General features: G+C 56.8%; 13 protein-coding genes. 8 read left to right on the top strand and 5 right to left on the bottom strand.

What is annotated here, in order from left to right; translation table 11 throughout:
* Positions 1–19 precede the first annotated feature (19 nt).
* The gene (locus O6D90_RS16715) at positions 20–2293 is read right to left on the bottom strand and encodes a TonB-dependent siderophore receptor (protein WP_016155941.1); all 2274 of its coding nucleotides are present in this window, start codon (positions 2291–2293) and stop codon (positions 20–22) included.
* Between the two features lie 253 nt (positions 2294–2546).
* On the opposite strand from O6D90_RS16715, the gene fes reads away from it, so the two are divergent.
* From fes to entF, 3 genes are read left to right on the top strand one after another with little or no spacing between them, the layout of a single operon-like run.
* Positions 2547–3764 (top strand): enterochelin esterase, encoded by a 1218-nt coding sequence (gene fes / locus O6D90_RS16710; RefSeq protein WP_218731465.1) that lies wholly within the window; start codon positions 2547–2549, stop codon positions 3762–3764.
* A gap of 30 nt (positions 3765–3794) precedes the next feature.
* Positions 3795–4013: an MbtH family protein gene (locus tag O6D90_RS16705; RefSeq protein WP_016152190.1), complete on the top strand. Its 219-nt coding sequence runs from the start codon at positions 3795–3797 to the stop codon at positions 4011–4013.
* Complete coding sequence (gene entF, locus O6D90_RS16700) at positions 4010–7900, top strand: enterobactin non-ribosomal peptide synthetase EntF (protein ID WP_016155942.1); 3891 nt, start codon at positions 4010–4012, stop codon at positions 7898–7900. Before O6D90_RS16705 ends, entF begins: the two co-directional genes overlap by 4 nt.
* A gap of 45 nt (positions 7901–7945) precedes the next feature.
* Here the strand turns inward: entF and fepC are convergent, their stop codons facing one another.
* Genes fepC through fepD form a run of 3 tightly spaced genes read right to left on the bottom strand, consistent with a single transcriptional unit; the run spans position 7946 to position 10760 of the window.
* Positions 7946–8767 carry an iron-enterobactin ABC transporter ATP-binding protein gene (gene fepC / locus O6D90_RS16695; RefSeq protein ID WP_016152192.1) on the bottom strand — a complete coding sequence of 274 codons (822 nt, stop codon included), beginning with the start codon at positions 8765–8767 and terminating at the stop codon, positions 7946–7948.
* Positions 8764–9756, bottom strand: coding sequence for an iron-enterobactin ABC transporter permease (gene fepG, locus O6D90_RS16690; protein WP_016152193.1), 993 nt, complete (start codon positions 9754–9756; stop codon positions 8764–8766). The genes fepC and fepG overlap by 4 nt, the downstream gene beginning before the upstream one ends.
* On the bottom strand, positions 9753–10760 hold the full coding sequence (gene fepD, locus O6D90_RS16685; protein ID WP_016155943.1) for a Fe(3+)-siderophore ABC transporter permease: 1008 nt from the start codon (positions 10758–10760) through the stop codon (positions 9753–9755). The genes fepG and fepD overlap by 4 nt, the downstream gene beginning before the upstream one ends.
* 109 nt (positions 10761–10869) lie before the next feature.
* Here fepD and entS point away from each other — a divergent pair, with 109 nt between their 5' ends.
* Entirely contained in the window at positions 10870–12108 is a 1239-nt protein-coding gene (entS, locus tag O6D90_RS16680) for an enterobactin transporter EntS (protein WP_016152195.1), read from the top strand.
* Positions 12109–12166: 58 nt separating this feature from the next.
* Here the strand turns inward: entS and fepB are convergent, their stop codons facing one another.
* The gene (gene fepB / locus O6D90_RS16675; RefSeq protein ID WP_016155944.1) at positions 12167–13123 is read right to left on the bottom strand and encodes a Fe2+-enterobactin ABC transporter substrate-binding protein; all 957 of its coding nucleotides are present in this window, start codon (positions 13121–13123) and stop codon (positions 12167–12169) included.
* Positions 13124–13310: 187 nt separating this feature from the next.
* On the opposite strand from fepB, the gene entC reads away from it, so the two are divergent.
* From entC to entA, 4 genes are read left to right on the top strand one after another with little or no spacing between them, the layout of a single operon-like run.
* The gene (gene entC / locus O6D90_RS16670; protein WP_016155945.1) at positions 13311–14486 is read left to right on the top strand and encodes an isochorismate synthase EntC; all 1176 of its coding nucleotides are present in this window, start codon (positions 13311–13313) and stop codon (positions 14484–14486) included.
* A gap of 33 nt (positions 14487–14519) precedes the next feature.
* Positions 14520–16130 carry a (2,3-dihydroxybenzoyl)adenylate synthase EntE gene (gene entE / locus O6D90_RS16665; RefSeq protein ID WP_016155946.1) on the top strand — a complete coding sequence of 537 codons (1611 nt, stop codon included), beginning with the start codon at positions 14520–14522 and terminating at the stop codon, positions 16128–16130.
* 13 nt (positions 16131–16143) lie between these two features.
* Positions 16144–17001 (top strand): isochorismatase, encoded by an 858-nt coding sequence (locus tag O6D90_RS16660; RefSeq protein WP_016152199.1) that lies wholly within the window; start codon positions 16144–16146, stop codon positions 16999–17001.
* Positions 17001–17756: a 2,3-dihydro-2,3-dihydroxybenzoate dehydrogenase EntA gene (entA, locus tag O6D90_RS16655; protein ID WP_016155947.1), complete on the top strand. Its 756-nt coding sequence runs from the start codon at positions 17001–17003 to the stop codon at positions 17754–17756. The genes O6D90_RS16660 and entA overlap by 1 nt, the downstream gene beginning before the upstream one ends.
* Position 17757 lies beyond the last annotated feature (1 nt).

Raw genomic sequence — 17757 nt, 5'->3', positions numbered from 1 at the left:
AGGAGAGGGAAAAACGTTATCAGAAGTGTGTGTTAACGCTCATGAACCACGTCCGGCCCGGTTCGTTATAGGTGTGCGCGCCTGCGCCCGCCATATAGTTCCCGGTCACGATATCGCCCGTGGTCTGGGCATTCCCTTCACGCCATAAACGTTTGTCAAAGACGTTATCCACGCCGCCGGTCAGGCTGACGTTTTTCGTCACATCCCAGGTCGCACTCAGGCCGACGATGCTGTATGGGCTGACTTCACTGGCCGAGCTACCGGTAACGGGTTTACCCTGGTAATCGTATTTTTTCGGCTGCTGTTTGCCGTACCAGGTGAAGGTGGATTGCAATGACAGATCTTCACGTGCCTGCCAGCTCAGGGTCGAGTTCAGCGTGTATTCAGGAATAATCGACAGACGCTCGCCGGTCTCTTTATTCTTACTTTGCAGCATGTAGGTGATGTTGTTAGTCCAGTTAACGGTTTCGCTAACCGGCACGTTCAACGTTCCTTCCAGACCTTCAACTACCGCTTTAGGAATGTTTTCCCACTGATAGATATCGGTATAAGTCGTTTTCCCTTTGTTGGTGATAGACGTTCTGTCGAACGGGACCGTACCTGCTTCAATCTTGTTACGGTAATCGTTGCGGAACCAGGTTACCCCGGCCAGCCAGCCGTCGCGTTTGAACTCCAGACCAATCTCTTTGTTGATACTGGTTTCGGCCTTCAGATCATCGTTGCCCATCATATAGCAACCAATACCGGTCGCGGAGCCGGTGGCGTAGCAACCCTGACCTTTACTGTACAGAATGTAGTTCGGGTTGAGCTGATACAGGCTTGGCGCTTTATAGGCGCGCGCAATCCCCATCTTCAGGGTGAAGTCATCGCCCAGACCTTGGGACAGGTTCAGGGACGGACTCCAGTTATCGCCCACAATGCTGTGATGATCGAAACGCAAACCTGGCGTCAGCATGGTGCTGTCGGTCAGTTCCATGTTGTTTTCAGCAAACAGAGAGAAAATCTCTGCGTCTGAGTACGGGCTGCGGTTGGTGCTGCTGGACCCTGGAATATCACCGCCCATAAAGGTCTGCGAATTGGACAACATGTCCTTCATGCGCTGCTGATTCCATTCGGTACCGAGCGTCAGATTTTGGTTAACCAGCAGATCTAACGGAATGCTGATTTCACTGTGCAGCATGACGTCACTCAGGTCGGCGTCGAGGTATTTTTGTGACGCATTCGGGTCGAAAATCCCTTCGGTACCCCCCGCCAGGCCCTCCGGCGTACGGGAGTTACGCGTATGTTCATACTGCACCCAGTTACTGGTAGTGACGCCGTTATCCCAGCCGCCGTTCCAGGTCAGAGAGTAGTTCTGGCGGTAAAGACGGTTGGTCTCTTTCCCGTAGTTATCTTTCACCAGTTGGTTGGTGTTGGTGTTTTGAGTGTCGCCCGCATACAGGTTGCCCTGACGGCTATAGCCAGCCTCCAGTTCCAGTGACTGGAGCGGGGCGAAATCCCAGCGAACCACGCCGTTAATGTCTTTGTTGATCACCCCTTCACGACCGGCCGGTAAAGTATTTGAATACGTGCCGGTACGTTCTGACTGATGACCCTGGTTGATATCCCACGCGTCAGCCTGGGTTTTATCGAGATTACCGTACAAACGGAAGCTGAAATCCCCGCCCAGCGGACCGTTCAGGCTAAAGTTGGTGCGTTTGGTCGAACCTTCGTCTTTATGTTCCGGGGCGTTGAAATAGGTATCCCAGGAGCCGTGCCATTCGTTGCTGCCTTTTTTGGTGATGATATTCACCACGCCGCCAGCCGCACCGTTGCCATAGCGTGCCGCGGCAGGACCGCGCAGCACTTCAATACGTTCGATCATTTCTGGTGGCACCCAGGCGGTATCGCCGCGGGTATCACGCTCGCCGCGCCAGCCCTGACGCACAGAGTTACGGCTGGTTACCGGTTTGCCGTCGATCAGAATCAGGGTGTTTTCCGGCCCCATGCCGCGAATATCGATCTGGCGGTTGTTGCCGCGTTGACCGCTGGTTGAGTTACCGGTCAGGTTGACGCCTGGCATGGTACGGATGATTTCCGACACATCGCGAGCGGGAGGATTCTTACGAATTTCATCAGCGGTAATGGTTGAAACGCCCGGTGCCTGCAGGTTCTGCTGGGCGGCGGTAACCACGATGGTGTCTTCATGAGAGACAGCGGCGCTATCGGTTTGATCTTCTGCCATCGCTGGCAGGGCTACCCCGTAAATCCCTAAATTGACCAATAAGGCCAGTGAATGAATCTTGTTGTTCATTGTATGTCCTGCTGTTCTTTTAGCCACGAGTACCAATGTGCCGTGGTGCGGCATTTGGTCTGATGTCGCCCGCATCCGCGTAAACCCTCCATTCCAGAAAAAGTACGCAGCGCCAGGCCGGTTTATAAGTGGTGAAAAACTGTGCGCGCTTCCCACAGCGCGACAATACGCTATTGCAAATGCAAATAGTTATCAATAATATTATCAATATATTTCACGCTAGATCATAAAATTTGACAATAAACATGGGGTTATGGCGGTGACGACGTTAAAGATGGGAAGCGAGGCGTGGTGGCAGTCAAAAAAAGGCCCGGAGTGGGAGCGTGAAGACAACGGAAATTATCGGGTAACCTTCTGGTGGCGCGACCCGCAGGGAACGGAAAAAGAGTCAGCCATTCACCGCGTATGGGTCTATATCACCGGCGTCACCGACCACCATCAAAATGCCACCCCGCAGTCGATGCAACGCATTGACGGAACAAATGTTTGGTGCTGGAGTGTTTCCCTCAGCGCCAACTGGCGCGGCAGTTACTGTTTTATCCCAACAGAACGAAATGATATTTTTGCCGCGCAGACGCCGGGCGAAGCGCCTGACCGAACCGTGCTGCGTGAAGGCTGGCGGCAATTGTTGCCGCAGGCTATTGCCGATCCCCTCAATCCGCAGAGCTGGCAGGGCGGTCGTGGCCATGCGGTGTCTGCACTGGAAATGCCTGATGCACCCGTACAACCGGGATGGGATCGACCTGAAAACCCCGACTCGCCCGCAGTTTGCCTGCAATGGCGTAGCGCCAGACTCGGCAATACACGCCGCGTGTGGGTGTTTACCACTGGTGAAGCTCAGCCGGAAGCGCGTCCGCTGGCTATCCTGCTGGACGGACAGTTTTGGGCACAGAGTATGCCGGTCTGGCCTGCGCTGACTTCACTCACCCATCGCGGACACTTCCCGCCCGCCGTTTATCTCCTGATTGATACCATCGACACGGCTCACCGCAGCCGCGAATTGCCGTGTAATGCGGATTTTTGGTTGGCAGTACAGCAGGAACTATTGCCGCTGGTGAAGACCACGACCGCGTTCAGTGACGACCCGCAGCGTACCGTCGTCGCCGGGCAAAGTTTTGGCGGGCTGTCATCGCTGTATGCCGGGCTGAACTGGCCCGCGCGCTTTGGCTGCGTGCTCAGCCAGTCAGGCTCTTATTGGTGGCCGCATCGCGGTGGTCATCAGGATGGGGCGATCGTTGAGCAACTGAAAAGCGGAAAGATAAGCGCCCAGGGGCTGCGTATTGTCCTGGAAGCCGGGATCCGCGAACCCATTATTTATCGCGCAAATCAGGCGCTTTATGCCCAGTTACCCTCTGCACCACAGTCTATTTTCTGGCGTCAGGTTGATGGTGGACACGATGCGCTTTGCTGGCGCGGCGGACTGATGCAAGGGCTGATCACGCTCTGGCAACCGCTTACCGACACGATTTAACCGGACGATGTTCCACGACAGGAGTTGAGTATGGAATTCAGTAACCCCTTCGATAATCCGCAGGGCCAGTTTTACATTCTGCAAAATCCCCAACGTCAGTTTAGCCTTTGGCCGCAGCAATGCTCACTTCCTGCTGGCTGGACGGTCGCGTGCGAACCCCAATCACAGGAAGCCTGCCAGCAATGGCTGGATGCAAACTGGACCACGCTGACGCCAGCGAACTACGTCGATGTGCAGGAGGCTCCATGACTCAACGTTTACCGTTAGTTGCGGCTCAGCCGGGGATCTGGATGGCGGAAAAACTCTCCACATTGCCCTCAGCGTGGAGCGTGGCGCACTACGTAGAATTAACCGGCGAACTGGACGCTCCGTTGCTGGCGAAAGCGGTAGTGGCGGGTCTGCAGCAGGCCGATACTCTAAGGATGCGGTTTAGCGAAGATAACGGCGAGGTCTGGCAATGGGTAGACTCTGCGCTTGCCTTTGCGCCACCAGAAATTATCGATCTGCGCGAAAAATCCGATCCGCATGCGTCAGCGCGCGCATTGATGCAGGCAGACCTGCAGCAGGACATCCGTGCTGATGGCACTAAGCCGCTGGTTTTTCACCTGCTCATTCAGGTGGGAGAAAAGCGTTGGTATTGGTATCAGCGTTACCATCATCTGCTGGTTGATGGCTTCAGTTTCCCGGCCATTACCCGCCAGATAGCCGCAATTTACCGCGCATGGCTGCATGGCGAGCCCACGCCGGAATCACCTTTTACGCCATTTTCTGAGGTGGTGGAAGAGTATCAACAGTATCGGCAAAGCGATGCCTGGCAACGTGACGGCGCCTTCTGGACCGAGCAGCGAAAGCAACTCCCACCTCCGGCTTCGCTGTCTAACAAACCCCTGCCAGGGCGGTCGGCCAGCGCGGGTATTATTCGTCTGAAGTTAACCGCGCCTGAAGGGGAGTTTCGCCGGCTTGCGGCACGTATGCCAGACGTTCAGCGTGCGGATCTGGCCCTTGCGCTGGTGGCGCTGTGGCTCGGACGTTTATGCAGCCGAATGGAATATGCCGCCGGGTTTATCTTTATGCGGCGTATGGGGTCGGCGGCGCTCACGTCCACCGGACCGGTTTTAAACGTCCTGCCATTTGGCGTGCAGTTGAATGCGGCAGAAAGCTTGCCTGCACTTGCCCAACGACTGGCCACACAGTTGAAGAAAATGCGCCGACATCAGCGATATGATGCTGAGCAAATTGTTCGCGACAGCGGGCGCGCAGCCGGTGCCGAACCGCTGTTTGGCCCGGTACTGAACGTGAAAATATTCGACTATCAACTGAATATTCCTGGCGTTCAGGCGCAAACCCATACGTTGGCGACAGGTCCGGTGAACGATCTGGAACTGGCGCTGTTCCCGGATGAAAACGGCGGGCTGAGTATTGAAATCCTGGCCAATAAACAGCGCTACGATGCCGCGACGCTGGCGCAACATGCATCGCGTTTAACCGCGCTTATCGCGCAGTTTGCCGACAATCCGTCGCTATGCTGCGGCGATGCCGGGATGCTGTTGCCGACAGAACATGAGCGGCTGGCGAAGATTAACGATACGACCGTGGCGATCCCGTCCACCACGCTGAGCGCGCTGGTGGTACAGCAGGCCGATAAAACGCCGGATGCCCCGGCGCTGGCTGATGCCCGCTATCAGTTTAGCTATCGTGAAATGCGCCAACAGGTTGTGGCGCTGGCGCGCCGCCTGCGCGAGCGTGGCGTACAGCCTGGTGACAGCGTTGCCGTGGCATTACCGCGTTCCGTGTTCCTCACGCTGGCGCTGCACGGTATTGTTGAGGCGGGAGCCGCCTGGCTGCCATTGGATACCGGATACCCGGACGATCGCCTGCGGATGATGCTCGAAGACGCGAAGCCAAAATTGTTGATCGCGACCGAAGAGCAACTGGCGCGCTTTAGCGATATTCCGGAGCTGGAAAGTCTGTGCTACAACGCGCCGCTGCCAGAAGAGGATGCTGCACCGCTGGCGCTATCTCAACCTAATCATACGGCCTATATTATTTTTACTTCCGGTTCTACCGGCAGACCAAAAGGGGTGATGGTTGGGCAAACAGCCATCGTTAACCGTTTGCTGTGGATGCAAAATCACTATCCTCTGACCGCGGATGATGTGGTGGCGCAAAAAACGCCGTGCAGTTTTGACGTCTCGGTATGGGAGTTTTTCTGGCCGTTTATTGCTGGGGCAAAACTGGTCATGGCAGAACCTGAAGCGCACCGCGATCCGCTGGCGATGCAGCAGTTCTTTGCGCAGTCAGGGGTGACGACCACGCACTTTGTTCCCTCTATGCTGGCCGCTTTTGTTGCTTCACTGACGCCGGAAACCGCGCGGGAGAGCTGTGCCTCGCTGAAACGGGTATTCTGCAGCGGCGAAGCCTTACCTGCAGATTTATGCCGCGAATGGGAACAGTTGACTCATGCGCCACTGCACAATTTATACGGGCCAACGGAAGCGGCGGTCGATGTGAGCTGGTATCCGGCCTGGGGGGACGATCTCGCTGCCGTAACGGGCAATAGCGTGCCGATTGGCTATCCGGTATGGAATACCGGTTTACGGATCCTGGACGCCATGATGCGCCCGGTGCCCTTTGGCGTGGCAGGTGATCTCTATCTGACGGGGATCCAACTGGCGCAAGGATACCTCGGGCGAGCGGATCTAACCGCGAGCCGCTTTATCGCCGATCCGTTTAACCCTGGTGAACGCATGTACCGTACCGGGGATGTGGCGCGCTGGCTGGAGAATGGCGCAGTGGAATACCTCGGGCGCAGCGATGACCAGCTTAAAATTCGCGGACAGCGCATTGAGCTCGGTGAGATTGATCGGGTGATGCAGCAACTGCCAGATGTCGAACATGCCGTAGCCCACGCCTGCGTATTCAACCAGGCGGCGGCGACAGGCGGCGATGCACGACAGTTGGTGGGGTATCTGGTGTCGCAATCGGGGTTACCGCTGGATACGTCTGCATTGCAGGAAACTCTGCGTGAAAAACTGCCTGCGCATATGGTGCCGACGGTATTGTTGCAACTGGCGGAGCTGCCGCTGAGTGCAAACGGTAAACTGGATCGTAAAGCGCTGCCGATGCCGCAGTTGACGTCGCGTACGTCAGGACGTGCGCCGCGAGCAGGGACTGAAACCGCCATCGCGCAGTCTTTTGCGGCTTTGCTGGATTGCGAGGTTAATGACGTAGAGGCTGACTTCTTTGCGCTTGGCGGACATTCGCTGCTGGCGATGAAACTGGCAGCGCAGTTGAGCCAGATTTTTGAGCGTCAGGTAACGCCTGGGCAGATAATGGTGGCTTCTACTGTTGAACAACTGAGTGCACTGCTGGAGAGCAATGATGATGAACAGTCGCAGCGTCTGGGATTCGAGACGCTGCTGCCGCTGCGTGAAAGTCATGGCCCAACGCTGTTTTGCTTCCATCCGGCGTCGGGTTTCGCCTGGCAGTTTAGCGTGCTGTCGCGTTACCTCAGTCCGCAGTGGTCGATTATTGGCATTCAGTCGCCGCGACCGGATGGCCCTATGCAGACGGCGGAAAACCTTGATGCGGTCTGCGAACATCACCTGGCAACGCTGCTCAGCCAGCAGCCTCATGGTCCCTATTATTTATTAGGCTACTCGCTGGGGGGGACGTTGGCGCAGGGAATCGCCGCACGCTTACATGCCAGAGGAGAGACAGTTGCATTCCTGGGGCTGCTGGATACCTGGCCGCCGGAAACGCAAAACTGGCAGGAAAAGGAGGCCAATGGGTTGGATCCCGCGGTACTGGCCGAGATCGAGCGTGAACGTGAAGCGTTTCTGGCAGCGCAGCAGGGGAATGCGTCAGAGGCCTTATTTAATGCTATCGAAGGTAACTACGCCGATGCGGTTCGCCTGCTCACCACGGCACACAGCGTGCCGTTTGCTGGTCACGCCACGCTGTTCGTTGCTGAGCGCACTTTAGTGCCGGGTGTCAGTCCTGAACGCAGTTGGTCACCGTGGATATCCAGTCTGGATGTATATCGTCAGGACTGCGCGCATGTTGATATCATAACCCCTGAAGCGTTTGAGAAGATTGGGCCTGTCATGCGTGACCTGCTCCAAAATATCCAATAAACGTCATCGGGTCAGCGTGTTAAACGCTGACCCGTGTAGTCATCCCTATAGAGATGACTGGGTATGAATTTTCGGTGTACGCCCAAGCGGCACCACTAACGGCGTTCCGGCAACCGGATCGTCGATAATCATACAGCGCAGACCATAGATTTTTTCAATAAGCTGCGCGGTGACGATCTCTTTCGGCGCACCCTCGGCAACAATTTTTCCGTCACGCAGCGCAATCAGATGCGTCGCATAGCGACACGCCTGATTAAGATCGTGCAGAACGGCGGCCAGCGTATACCCTTTCTCCCGGTTTAGCTCACTCAGCAGCTCCAGCAGATCGATCTGATGGCTGATATCCAGCCATGTGGTAGGTTCGTCGAGCAGCATAATCGACGTTTCCTGCGCCAGCACCATCGCAATCCATGCGCGCTGGCGTTGTCCACCGGAAAGGGTATCCACACTTTGTGACGCAAGATGAGTGATTCCCGTCGCCTGCATTGCGTTTGAGACCGCGATTTCATCCTCATTTCGCCAGCGAGTAAACAATGGCTGGTGCGGGTAGCGCCCACGGGCAACCAGCTCCTGTACCGTAATATCACCCGGCGTGGTGGCGTTCTGCGCCAACAAACCTATTCTGCGAGCAACCTCTTTGCTGGCATAGTGCTGGATATGCTCGCCGTCGAGCCAGACCTTACCGTGCGCGGGCGTCATCAGACGACTAAGCGTGCGCAGTAGCGTTGATTTTCCGCAGCCGTTTGGCCCGATAATTGCGGTGAAGTGACCGTCTGGAATCGACACATTGAGGTTTTCCGCTACGGTAAATTTGCCATAACCCAGCGTTAACTGGTCGCCACGCAAACGGGCTACTGATTCGATCATTTTTTGCGGGACTCCTGAATTAACAAGACGATAAGATAAATACCGCCGAGGCTTACGGTGACAACGCCCACCGGAAGCTGATAAGGCATAAACAGCTGTTGGGCGCATAAATCCGCCATCAACAGCAGCAACGCGCCACACAGCGCCGACAGGGTTAATCCCCAGCGCGATGTGCCGCTAATCCGCCGCGCGATATGTGGGGCGACAAGGGCAATAAACGAGATAGGGCCAGCCAGCGCGGTGGCGGCAGCGGTCAGTACAACCGCAACCAGCATCATCATCAGACGTGAGCGCTCTACGCTGACGCCAAGCGCACAGGCGCTGTCATCACCCATTTCCAGTAAACGCATCCGGCGCACCAGCAGCGTGGCGCACACCAGCATAAGGATAATCAGTGGGGCAGAAGGCCAGGTTTTGGCCCAGGTCAGGCCATTGAGCGATCCGGCGTTCCACAGTCCGGCGGTCAGCGCGGTTTCTAATGATGCCTTCAGCAGTAGCCAGGTGTTGAACGCAACCAGCATGGCGCGTATACCGATCCCAATAATAATCAGCCGAAAGGTGTCGATACCATTGCGCCAGGCGAGCGCCCAGACCACCAGAGACGTCAGGACCCCGCCAACCATGGCCGCAAGCGCGATAGCGGTGAGATGCTGTCCGAACAGCACCATTGCCACCAGCACACCGCTCCAGGCACCGGTATTGAAACCCATCACATCCGGGCTGCCTAGCGGGTTGCGCATCAGCGACTGGAATATTGCACCGCTCACGCCGAGCGCCGCGCCAATCAATAGCGCCATCAGCACGCGTGGCAAACGCCATTCGGTCACCACCAGCGTAATACTGCGCGGCGCATCGCCAAGCAGGGCGGCAATAATTTGCTGGGTTTCCAGCGTCACGACGCCGCTACGCAGGCTCCATAAGCCAACGGCGAGACAACCTACAACCAGCAGCAGGCTGCTGACTATCAGGCGGCGGGAGAGGTGCATCATGCGCCACCCCCGCGCGGTTTCCGGCGTACCAGAAAGATAAGCACCGGCGCGCCGATAAATGCGCTGACCACTGAAACGCGCAGTTCGCCGGGGACAATCAGGCGACCGATGATATCGGCAATTAACAACAGAGAGGGGGTTGCCAGCAGGGTAACGGGCAGCGACCAACGGTGATCTGCCCCCACCAGCCAGCGCGCCATATGCGGCATCATCAGGCCGATAAAGGCGATAGGGCCAACAATCGCGGTCGCACTGCCGCACAGTACGGTAATCACCAACAGGCCAATAAACTGCGTGCGAGCGACTTTGCTGCCAAGCGCGGTGGCGGTGTCGCTCCCGAGGCTCAGGCTATTCAGAGCACGGCTAAGGAACAACGCGACAGCCGCGGCAATCAGTACCGGCACCAGGACGACCTTCAGCGTTTGCAGGCTGCGGATATCCAATGAACCGGCCTGCCAGAAACGCAACTGATCGTAGACATCCGGGTTGAGCAGGGCGATTCCGGTGGATAATCCTTCCAGCACCGCGCCCAGCGCAACGCCCGCCAGCGTCAGACGCACCGGGCTTAACTGCCCGCCGCCCTGGCTGCCGGTAAATGCCACTATAAGCGACGCGGCCAGCGCCCCGGAAAAGGCCATCAGCAGTTGCTCTTGCGCAGAAGAAAAACCGAACAGCGCGGCTCCCAGCACAATAGCGAAGCTGGCTCCGGAGTTAACGCCCAGAATGCCGGGATCGGCGAGAGGGTTACGCGTGAGCGTTTGCATTAATGCACCAGCCAGACCCAGCGCCCCACCGGCGAGCAGCCCCGCCAGCGTGCGCGGCAGTCGCGCGTCCAGCACGATGGTGCAATCAGCGCTTTGACAACTGCTGGTAAGTGCATCCAGCACCACGGAGGCAGGTAGCGACTTGGCGCCAATAACCAGACTTAATATCGTGGTGAGAACAAGTAATAACAATAGTCCGGGAACGGCGAAGGCACGTGTCGCGGAAACAGAGCATGACATATCAACTTCCCTGATAATGATAGTAATTATCGTTATCGATCTTATTTGGATATGTTAGCATGTGCAGCCATCGAATGGATATTGAAAAAGTACCTGGTAAGGCTCTGTAATGAATCGACAATCCTGGCTGCTCAATCTCAGCCTGTTAAAGACCCACCCTGCATTTCGCGCCGTCTTCCTCGCCCGTTTTATTTCCATTGTCTCTCTGGGGCTACTCGGCGTGGCGGTTCCGGTACAGATCCAGATGATGACCCAGTCGACCTGGCAGGTAGGTTTGTCAGTAACGTTGACCGGCAGCGCAATGTTTATTGGTCTGATGGTGGGCGGGGTGCTGGCCGACCGCTATGAGCGTAAAAAAGTGATCCTGTTGGCTCGTGGAACCTGCGGAATCGGCTTTATTGGTCTGTGTCTGAATGCGCTGCTGCCCGAACCGTCGTTACTGGCGATTTATTTGCTTGGCTTATGGGACGGTTTCTTTGCCTCGCTGGGCGTGACCGCGTTGCTGGCGGCAACACCGGCGCTGGTTGGGCGGGAGAATTTGATGCAGGCCGGGGCGATTACCATGCTGACGGTACGTCTGGGTTCGGTTATTTCGCCGATGCTTGGCGGGGTATTGCTCGCGACCGGTGGCGTGGCGTGGAACTACGGTCTGGCGGCGGCGGGCACTTTCATTACCTTGCTGCCGTTGCTGAGCCTTCCTGCGCTACCGCCTCCGCCGCAGCCGCGCGAGCATCCGCTAAAATCGCTGCTGGCAGCATTTCGCTTTCTGCTTGCCAGCCCGCTGATTGGCGGCATTGCGCTGCTTGGCGGTCTGTTGACTATGGCGAGCGCCGTGCGCGTGTTGTATCCCGCGTTGGCGATTAACTGGCAAATGTCGAGTGCGCAAATAGGTCTGCTGTATGCGGCCATTCCTCTTGGCGCGGCGGTGGGCGCGTTGACCAGCGGACAACTGGCGCACAGCGTTCGTCCGGGACTGATCATGCTGGTATCGACCGTGGCTTCGTTCCTGGCTATCGGTCTGTTTGGGTTGATGCCGGTCTGGGAGCTTGGCGTTGTCTGCCTGGCGCTGTTCGGCTGGCTGAGTGCGGTCAGCTCTTTGTTGCAGTACACCCTGTTACAGACGCAGACACCAGAAGCGATGCTCGGGCGAATTAACGGTTTGTGGACTGCGCAGAACGTTACAGGAGATGCGATCGGCGCGGCGCTGTTAGGGGGATTGGGGGCGATGATGACACCGGTTGCTTCGGCAAGCGTAAGTGGGTTTGGGCTGGTGATTGTCGGTCTGCTACTGCTGCTGTTGCTGGGAGAAGTGCGCCGATTCCGACAAATGCCTGTGAATGCCGGATAGCGTTGTCCTCTACGGTTTGTAGGCCGGATAAGGCGTTAGCCGTATCCGGCGCTGGCGATTAAAAGAGAGCTGACAGACGTTGCAGCAGCAAGGTCGCGCTGTAGTAGTCGAGACGGAAGGTTTCCGTACCCAGGGCGTAAACACGTTTATTCTGCACGGCCGGCAGATGCGCCAGCAGCGGATTAGCATAAATGGCGTCGGCATCTTTGTTGTCGCCAGCGAACAGGAACAGCGCTTCGCCGTTCAGACCAGCCGCCAGGTTCTCACCGCCAAGCTGGATGATATCGTGGCGTTTGCCCTGACTCTGGCTGGTGTGCAATCCGGCAGGCAGCGGTGCCAGGGTGAACCCTAACTGCTCCATCAGCTTGCCCTGCGCCGACTCAGGCGTCCACAGGTTGGCGCTGTGCGCTGCAGCGGTGTACACCAGCGCGCTGACCGGTTGCGGCGGTAGGGTAATACGCTGCTTGACCGCCTGCAGTTGCTTATCAAACTCGGCAATACGCGCAGCCGCCTGTTGCTCCTGACCGGTAATTTCACCTAACTGCGTCAGCAGCGCCTGCCAGCTTTTGTCGTCGTAATTAATGATTAGCGTTGGCGCAATGGTGGACAGCTGATCGTATAGCGCGAGGGCTGAATCTCCCCCGGTGGCGCTGATCAGAATCAGATCCGGCATTTGCGCCGCCACGGCCTCAGCGCTCGGTTCGCCGATATACAGGCGGCTCAGTTTGCGCGCTTTTGCCACTTCGCTCCACTGGCGTAAAAAGCCCTGTGCATCGCCGATGCGATTGTTCGGCGTAGTGGCGCCGCTGGCGATGACCGGAGCATCAATTGCCAGCAGCGAGCCGGTGAGGGTGACGCTGGTGGAGACAATTCGTTGCGGCTTATGTTCCAGCGTATGCGTACCACGGCTGTCGGTAACCTGACGCGGCCAGTCGGCGGCATAACCTGAAGAAATTCCTGAAATAGACAAACCTGCCAGTAAGAGCACGGTGCGGCAAAAAGAGGGGAGACTCACGAATCAGCATCCTGTTATCAGTATAAGTAATGCTTCTCATTTTCATTGTTAGTGGACAAGGATGCAAGCCAAAGTCGCACATTGTGCTGCCACAAGAGTTGACATACCGCCGCTTTGCTTTTAGGTTAGCGACCGAAAATATAAATGATAATCATTATTAGAGCTTTTATCATTTTTGGAGGATGATATGGAAACGTCACTGGCCGAGGAAAAAACGCAGACTATGCCGACGCTCGCTCCCGACAGTTTTTTCTTTATGTCGCCGTACCGTAGTTTTACGACGTCAGGATGCTTCGCCCGCTATGCGGAACCGGCAATTGATGGCGATTCGCCAGACAGCCCTTTCCAACAAAAAATGCATGCACTGTTTGCTGATGCCAAAGCGCAGGGTATCGCTAACCCCATCATGGTCGGGGCGATTCCTTTTGACACCCGCCAGCCGTCATCGCTGTTTATTCCCCAGTCATGGCAGACGTTCTCCCGAACGGCGAAGCAGCAATCATCTCGTTACTTTAACGCGCATCAGTCGCTGAACGTTGTTGAACGTAAATCGATCCCGGAACAGAACTTCTTTGAAGATATGGTCGCTCGCGCGGCTGCGCTGACGGCAACCCCTGAAGTCGACAAAGTGGTGTTGTCACGCCTGATCGATATCACCGCTGATGCCAATATTGACAGCGGGGCGCTGCTGGAGCGCCTGGTGGCGCAAAATCCGGCGAGCTACAACTTTCACGTTCCCCTTGAAGACGGTGGCGTATTGATTGGCGCCAGTCCGGAACTGCTGTTACGCAAAGAAGGCGATCGTTTCAGCTCATTACCGCTGGCAGGCTCGGCACGACGTCAACCGGACGATGTGCTGGACCGGGAGGCGGGCATCCGCCTGCTGGCGTCCGAAAAGGATCGCCATGAGCACGAACTGGTGACGCAGGCTATGAAAAATGTCCTGCGCGATCGCAGCCGTGAACTGCAACTCCCTTCTTCTCCGCAACTGGTCACCACGCCTACGCTCTGGCACCTCGGCACGCCGTTTGAGGGTAAAGCCAACGCGCAAGAAAACGCCCTGACGCTCGCGTGCCTGCTGCATCCGACGCCTGCGCTGAGCGGCTTCCCGCATCAGGTTGCGCGCAAACTTATCGCCGAGCTGGAGCCGTTCGATCGCGAACTGTTCGGTGGCATTGTCGGCTGGTGTGATTCCCAAGGCAACGGCGAATGGGTGGTGACGATCCGTTGTGCGAAGCTGCTGCGTAATCAGGTACGTTTCTTTGCCGGTGCCGGGATTGTTCCGGCTTCGTCCCCGGTTGCGGAATGGCGTGAAACGGGAGCCAAACTCTCCACGATGTTGAATGTTTTTGGACTGCATTAAGAGCCTTATTGACCAGGCCTCTAAGGAGCGATAATGAGTATTCCTTTCACCCGTTGGCCGGAGGAGTTTGCCCGCCGCTATCGTGAAAAAGGTTACTGGCAGGATTTGCCGCTGACCGACATTCTGACCCGTCACGCCGACAGCGACCATACGGCGGTGATCGATGGCGAACGCCACCTGAGCTATCGCCAACTGAATCAGGCCACTGACAATCTCGCCTGCAGCCTGCGCCGTCAGGGGATCAAACCCGGCGAAACCGCGCTGGTGCAACTGGGCAACGTGGCTGAGTTGTATATCACTTTCTTTGCGCTGCTCAAGCTGGGCGTAGCCCCGGTGCTGGCATTATTCAGCCATCAGCGAAACGAACTTAACGCCTATGCCAAACAGATCGAACCTGCGCTGCTGATTGCCGATCGTCAGCATGCGTTGTTTAGCGGAGACGATTTTCTTAACGCTTTTGTGGCTGAACACAATTCAGTGCGCGTGGTGCAACTGCGCAATGATGAAGGCGAACACAATCTGCAAACGGCGATAAGCCAGCCTGCGACTGATTTTTCCGCCACGCCATCGCCTGCTGATGAGGTGGCCTATTTCCAGCTTTCAGGCGGGACTACCGGGACGCCAAAGCTGATTCCTCGTACCCATAACGATTACTACTACAGCGTGCGTCGCAGCAATGAGATTTGCCGCTTCACCGGGGAAACGCGTTATTTATGCGCGATCCCGGCGGCGCATAACTACGCGATGAGTTCGCCTGGCGCGTTGGGGGTATTCCTGGCTGGCGGCACCGTCGTGCTGGCGGCTGACCCGAGCGCCACCCTGTGCTTCCCTCTGATTGAACAGCATCAGGTTAACGTCACGGCGCTGGTGCCGCCAGCGGTGAGCCTGTGGCTGCAGGCAATTGCGGAGTGGGGGAGCAATGCGCAATTGGCTTCGCTGACGCTGCTACAGGTCGGTGGGGCACGGCTTTCCGCCTCGCTTGCGGCGCGTATTCCGGCGGAGATTGGCTGCCAGCTGCAGCAGGTCTTCGGCATGGCGGAAGGGCTGGTGAACTACACCCGTCTGGACGACAGTCCTGAACGCATCATCAATACCCAGGGCCGCCCGATGTGTCCCGATGATGAAGTCTGGGTAGCTGACGCTGACGGCAACCCTTTAGCCCAGGGAGAAACCGGGCGCCTGATGACACGTGGCCCATACACCTTCCGCGGCTACTTCAAAAGTCCTGAGCACAATGCCAGCGCCTTTGACGCCAACGGTTTTTACTGCTCCGGCGATCTGATCGCCATCGATCGAGATGGCTACATCACCGTCCAGGGACGCGAGAAGGATCAGATCAACCGCGGTGGAGAGAAGATCGCTGCAGAAGAGATTGAAAACCTGCTGCTGCGCCACCCGATGGTGATCCATGCCGCGCTGGTCAGTATGGATGACGAACTGATGGGCGAGAAAAGCTGTGCCTGGTTGGTGGTAAAAGAGCCGCTGCGAGCGGTGCAGGTGCGTCGTTTTCTACGCGAACAGGGCGTAGCGGAATTTAAATTACCTGACCGCGTTGAGTGCGTTGAGTCGTTACCGCTGACTCCGGTTGGGAAAGTAGATAAAAAACAATTACGTCAGTGGCTGGCATCACGTTCACTGGCCTGAAGGAGAATAAGAGATGGCAATTCCTAAACTGCAGGCTTATGCGCTACCCACGGCGCTTGATGTTCCGGTGAACAAAGTGGACTGGGCGTTTGACCCCGAACGCGCCGCGCTGCTGATCCACGACATGCAGGACTATTTTATCGGCTTTTGGGGCGATAACTGCCCGATGATGGAGCAGGTCGTCGCTAACATCGCCGCACTGCGTCAGTACTGCAAAGAGCATAACATTCCGGTGTATTACACTGCTCAGCCGAAAGAACAGAGTGATGAAGACCGCGCTCTGCTCAATGATATGTGGGGACCGGGACTGACGCGTTCGCCGGAACAGCAGAAAATCGTTGAGGCGCTGGCGCCGGATGAAGCGGATACCATTCTGGTGAAATGGCGTTACAGCGCATTTCATCGCTCCCCGCTGGAACAGATGCTTAAGGAGACCGGACGTAATCAACTGATCATTACCGGCGTGTATGCGCATATTGGCTGTATGACCACCGCAACAGACGCCTTTATGCGCGATATCAAGCCGTTTATGGTTGCCGATGCGTTGGCAGACTTTAGCCGTGACGAACATCTGATGTCGCTGAAATACGTGGCGGGACGCTCCGGGCGTGTGGTGATGACTCAGGAATTATTACCGACGCCGGTACCGGCCAGCAAAGATGCGTTACGCAGCATTATTCTGCCGCTGCTGGATGAGTCCGAAGAGCCGATGGATGACGAAAACCTGATCGACTACGGACTGGATTCCGTGCGCATGATGGCGCTGGCGGCGCGCTGGCGTAAGGTTCATGGCGATATTGACTTCGTGATGCTGGCGAAAAACCCGACCATTGACGCCTGGTGGACGCTGCTCTCTCGCGAGGTGAAGTAATGTCTGGATTTGACTTCGCAGGGAAAACCGTCTGGGTAACCGGCGCGGGAAAAGGGATTGGCTACACCACGGCGCTGGCGTTTGTGAAAGCGGGTGCTGAGGTGACAGGATTCGATCGTGAATTTTCTCAGAATAACTACCCGTTTGCCACCGAAGTGCTGGATGTGGCGAATGCTGAACAGGTGGCTGAGGTGTGTCAGCGCGTCCTGCAAACGCGCGAGCGGTTGGATGTGTTGGTCAATGCGGCGGGTATTTTGCGTATGGGGGCCACCGATGCGCTGAGCATTGAGGAGTGGCAGCAGACGTTTGCGGTTAACGTTGGTGGGGCGTTCAATCTGTTTCAGCAGACGATGGCGCAGTTTCGTCGCCAGCAGGGCGGGGCAATCGTGACCGTCGCGTCGGATGCGGCGCACACGCCGCGTATCGGTATGAGCGCATACGGTGCGTCAAAAGCCGCGCTGAAAAACCTGGCACTGACCGTCGGACTTGAACTGGCAGGCAGCGGTGTGCGTTGCAATGTGGTTTCGCCAGGCTCGACCGACACCGACATGCAGCGTACGTTGTGGGTCAGCGATGACGCGGAGCAACAGCGCATTCGTGGGTTTGGCGAGCAGTTTAAGCTCGGCATTCCGCTGGGGAAAATCGCTCGTCCACAGGAAATCGCTAACACTATTTTATTCCTCGCTTCCGATCTGGCGAGCCACATTACGCTTCAGGATATCGTGGTGGACGGCGGCTCCACGCTGGGGGCATGAC

This window comes from Citrobacter sp. 21OH12SH02A-Citro (assembly GCF_027919895.1).
In the GTDB taxonomy this organism is placed as follows: domain Bacteria; phylum Pseudomonadota; class Gammaproteobacteria; order Enterobacterales; family Enterobacteriaceae; genus Citrobacter; species Citrobacter braakii.
This window is presented reverse-complemented; position numbering and strand designations above follow the sequence as displayed.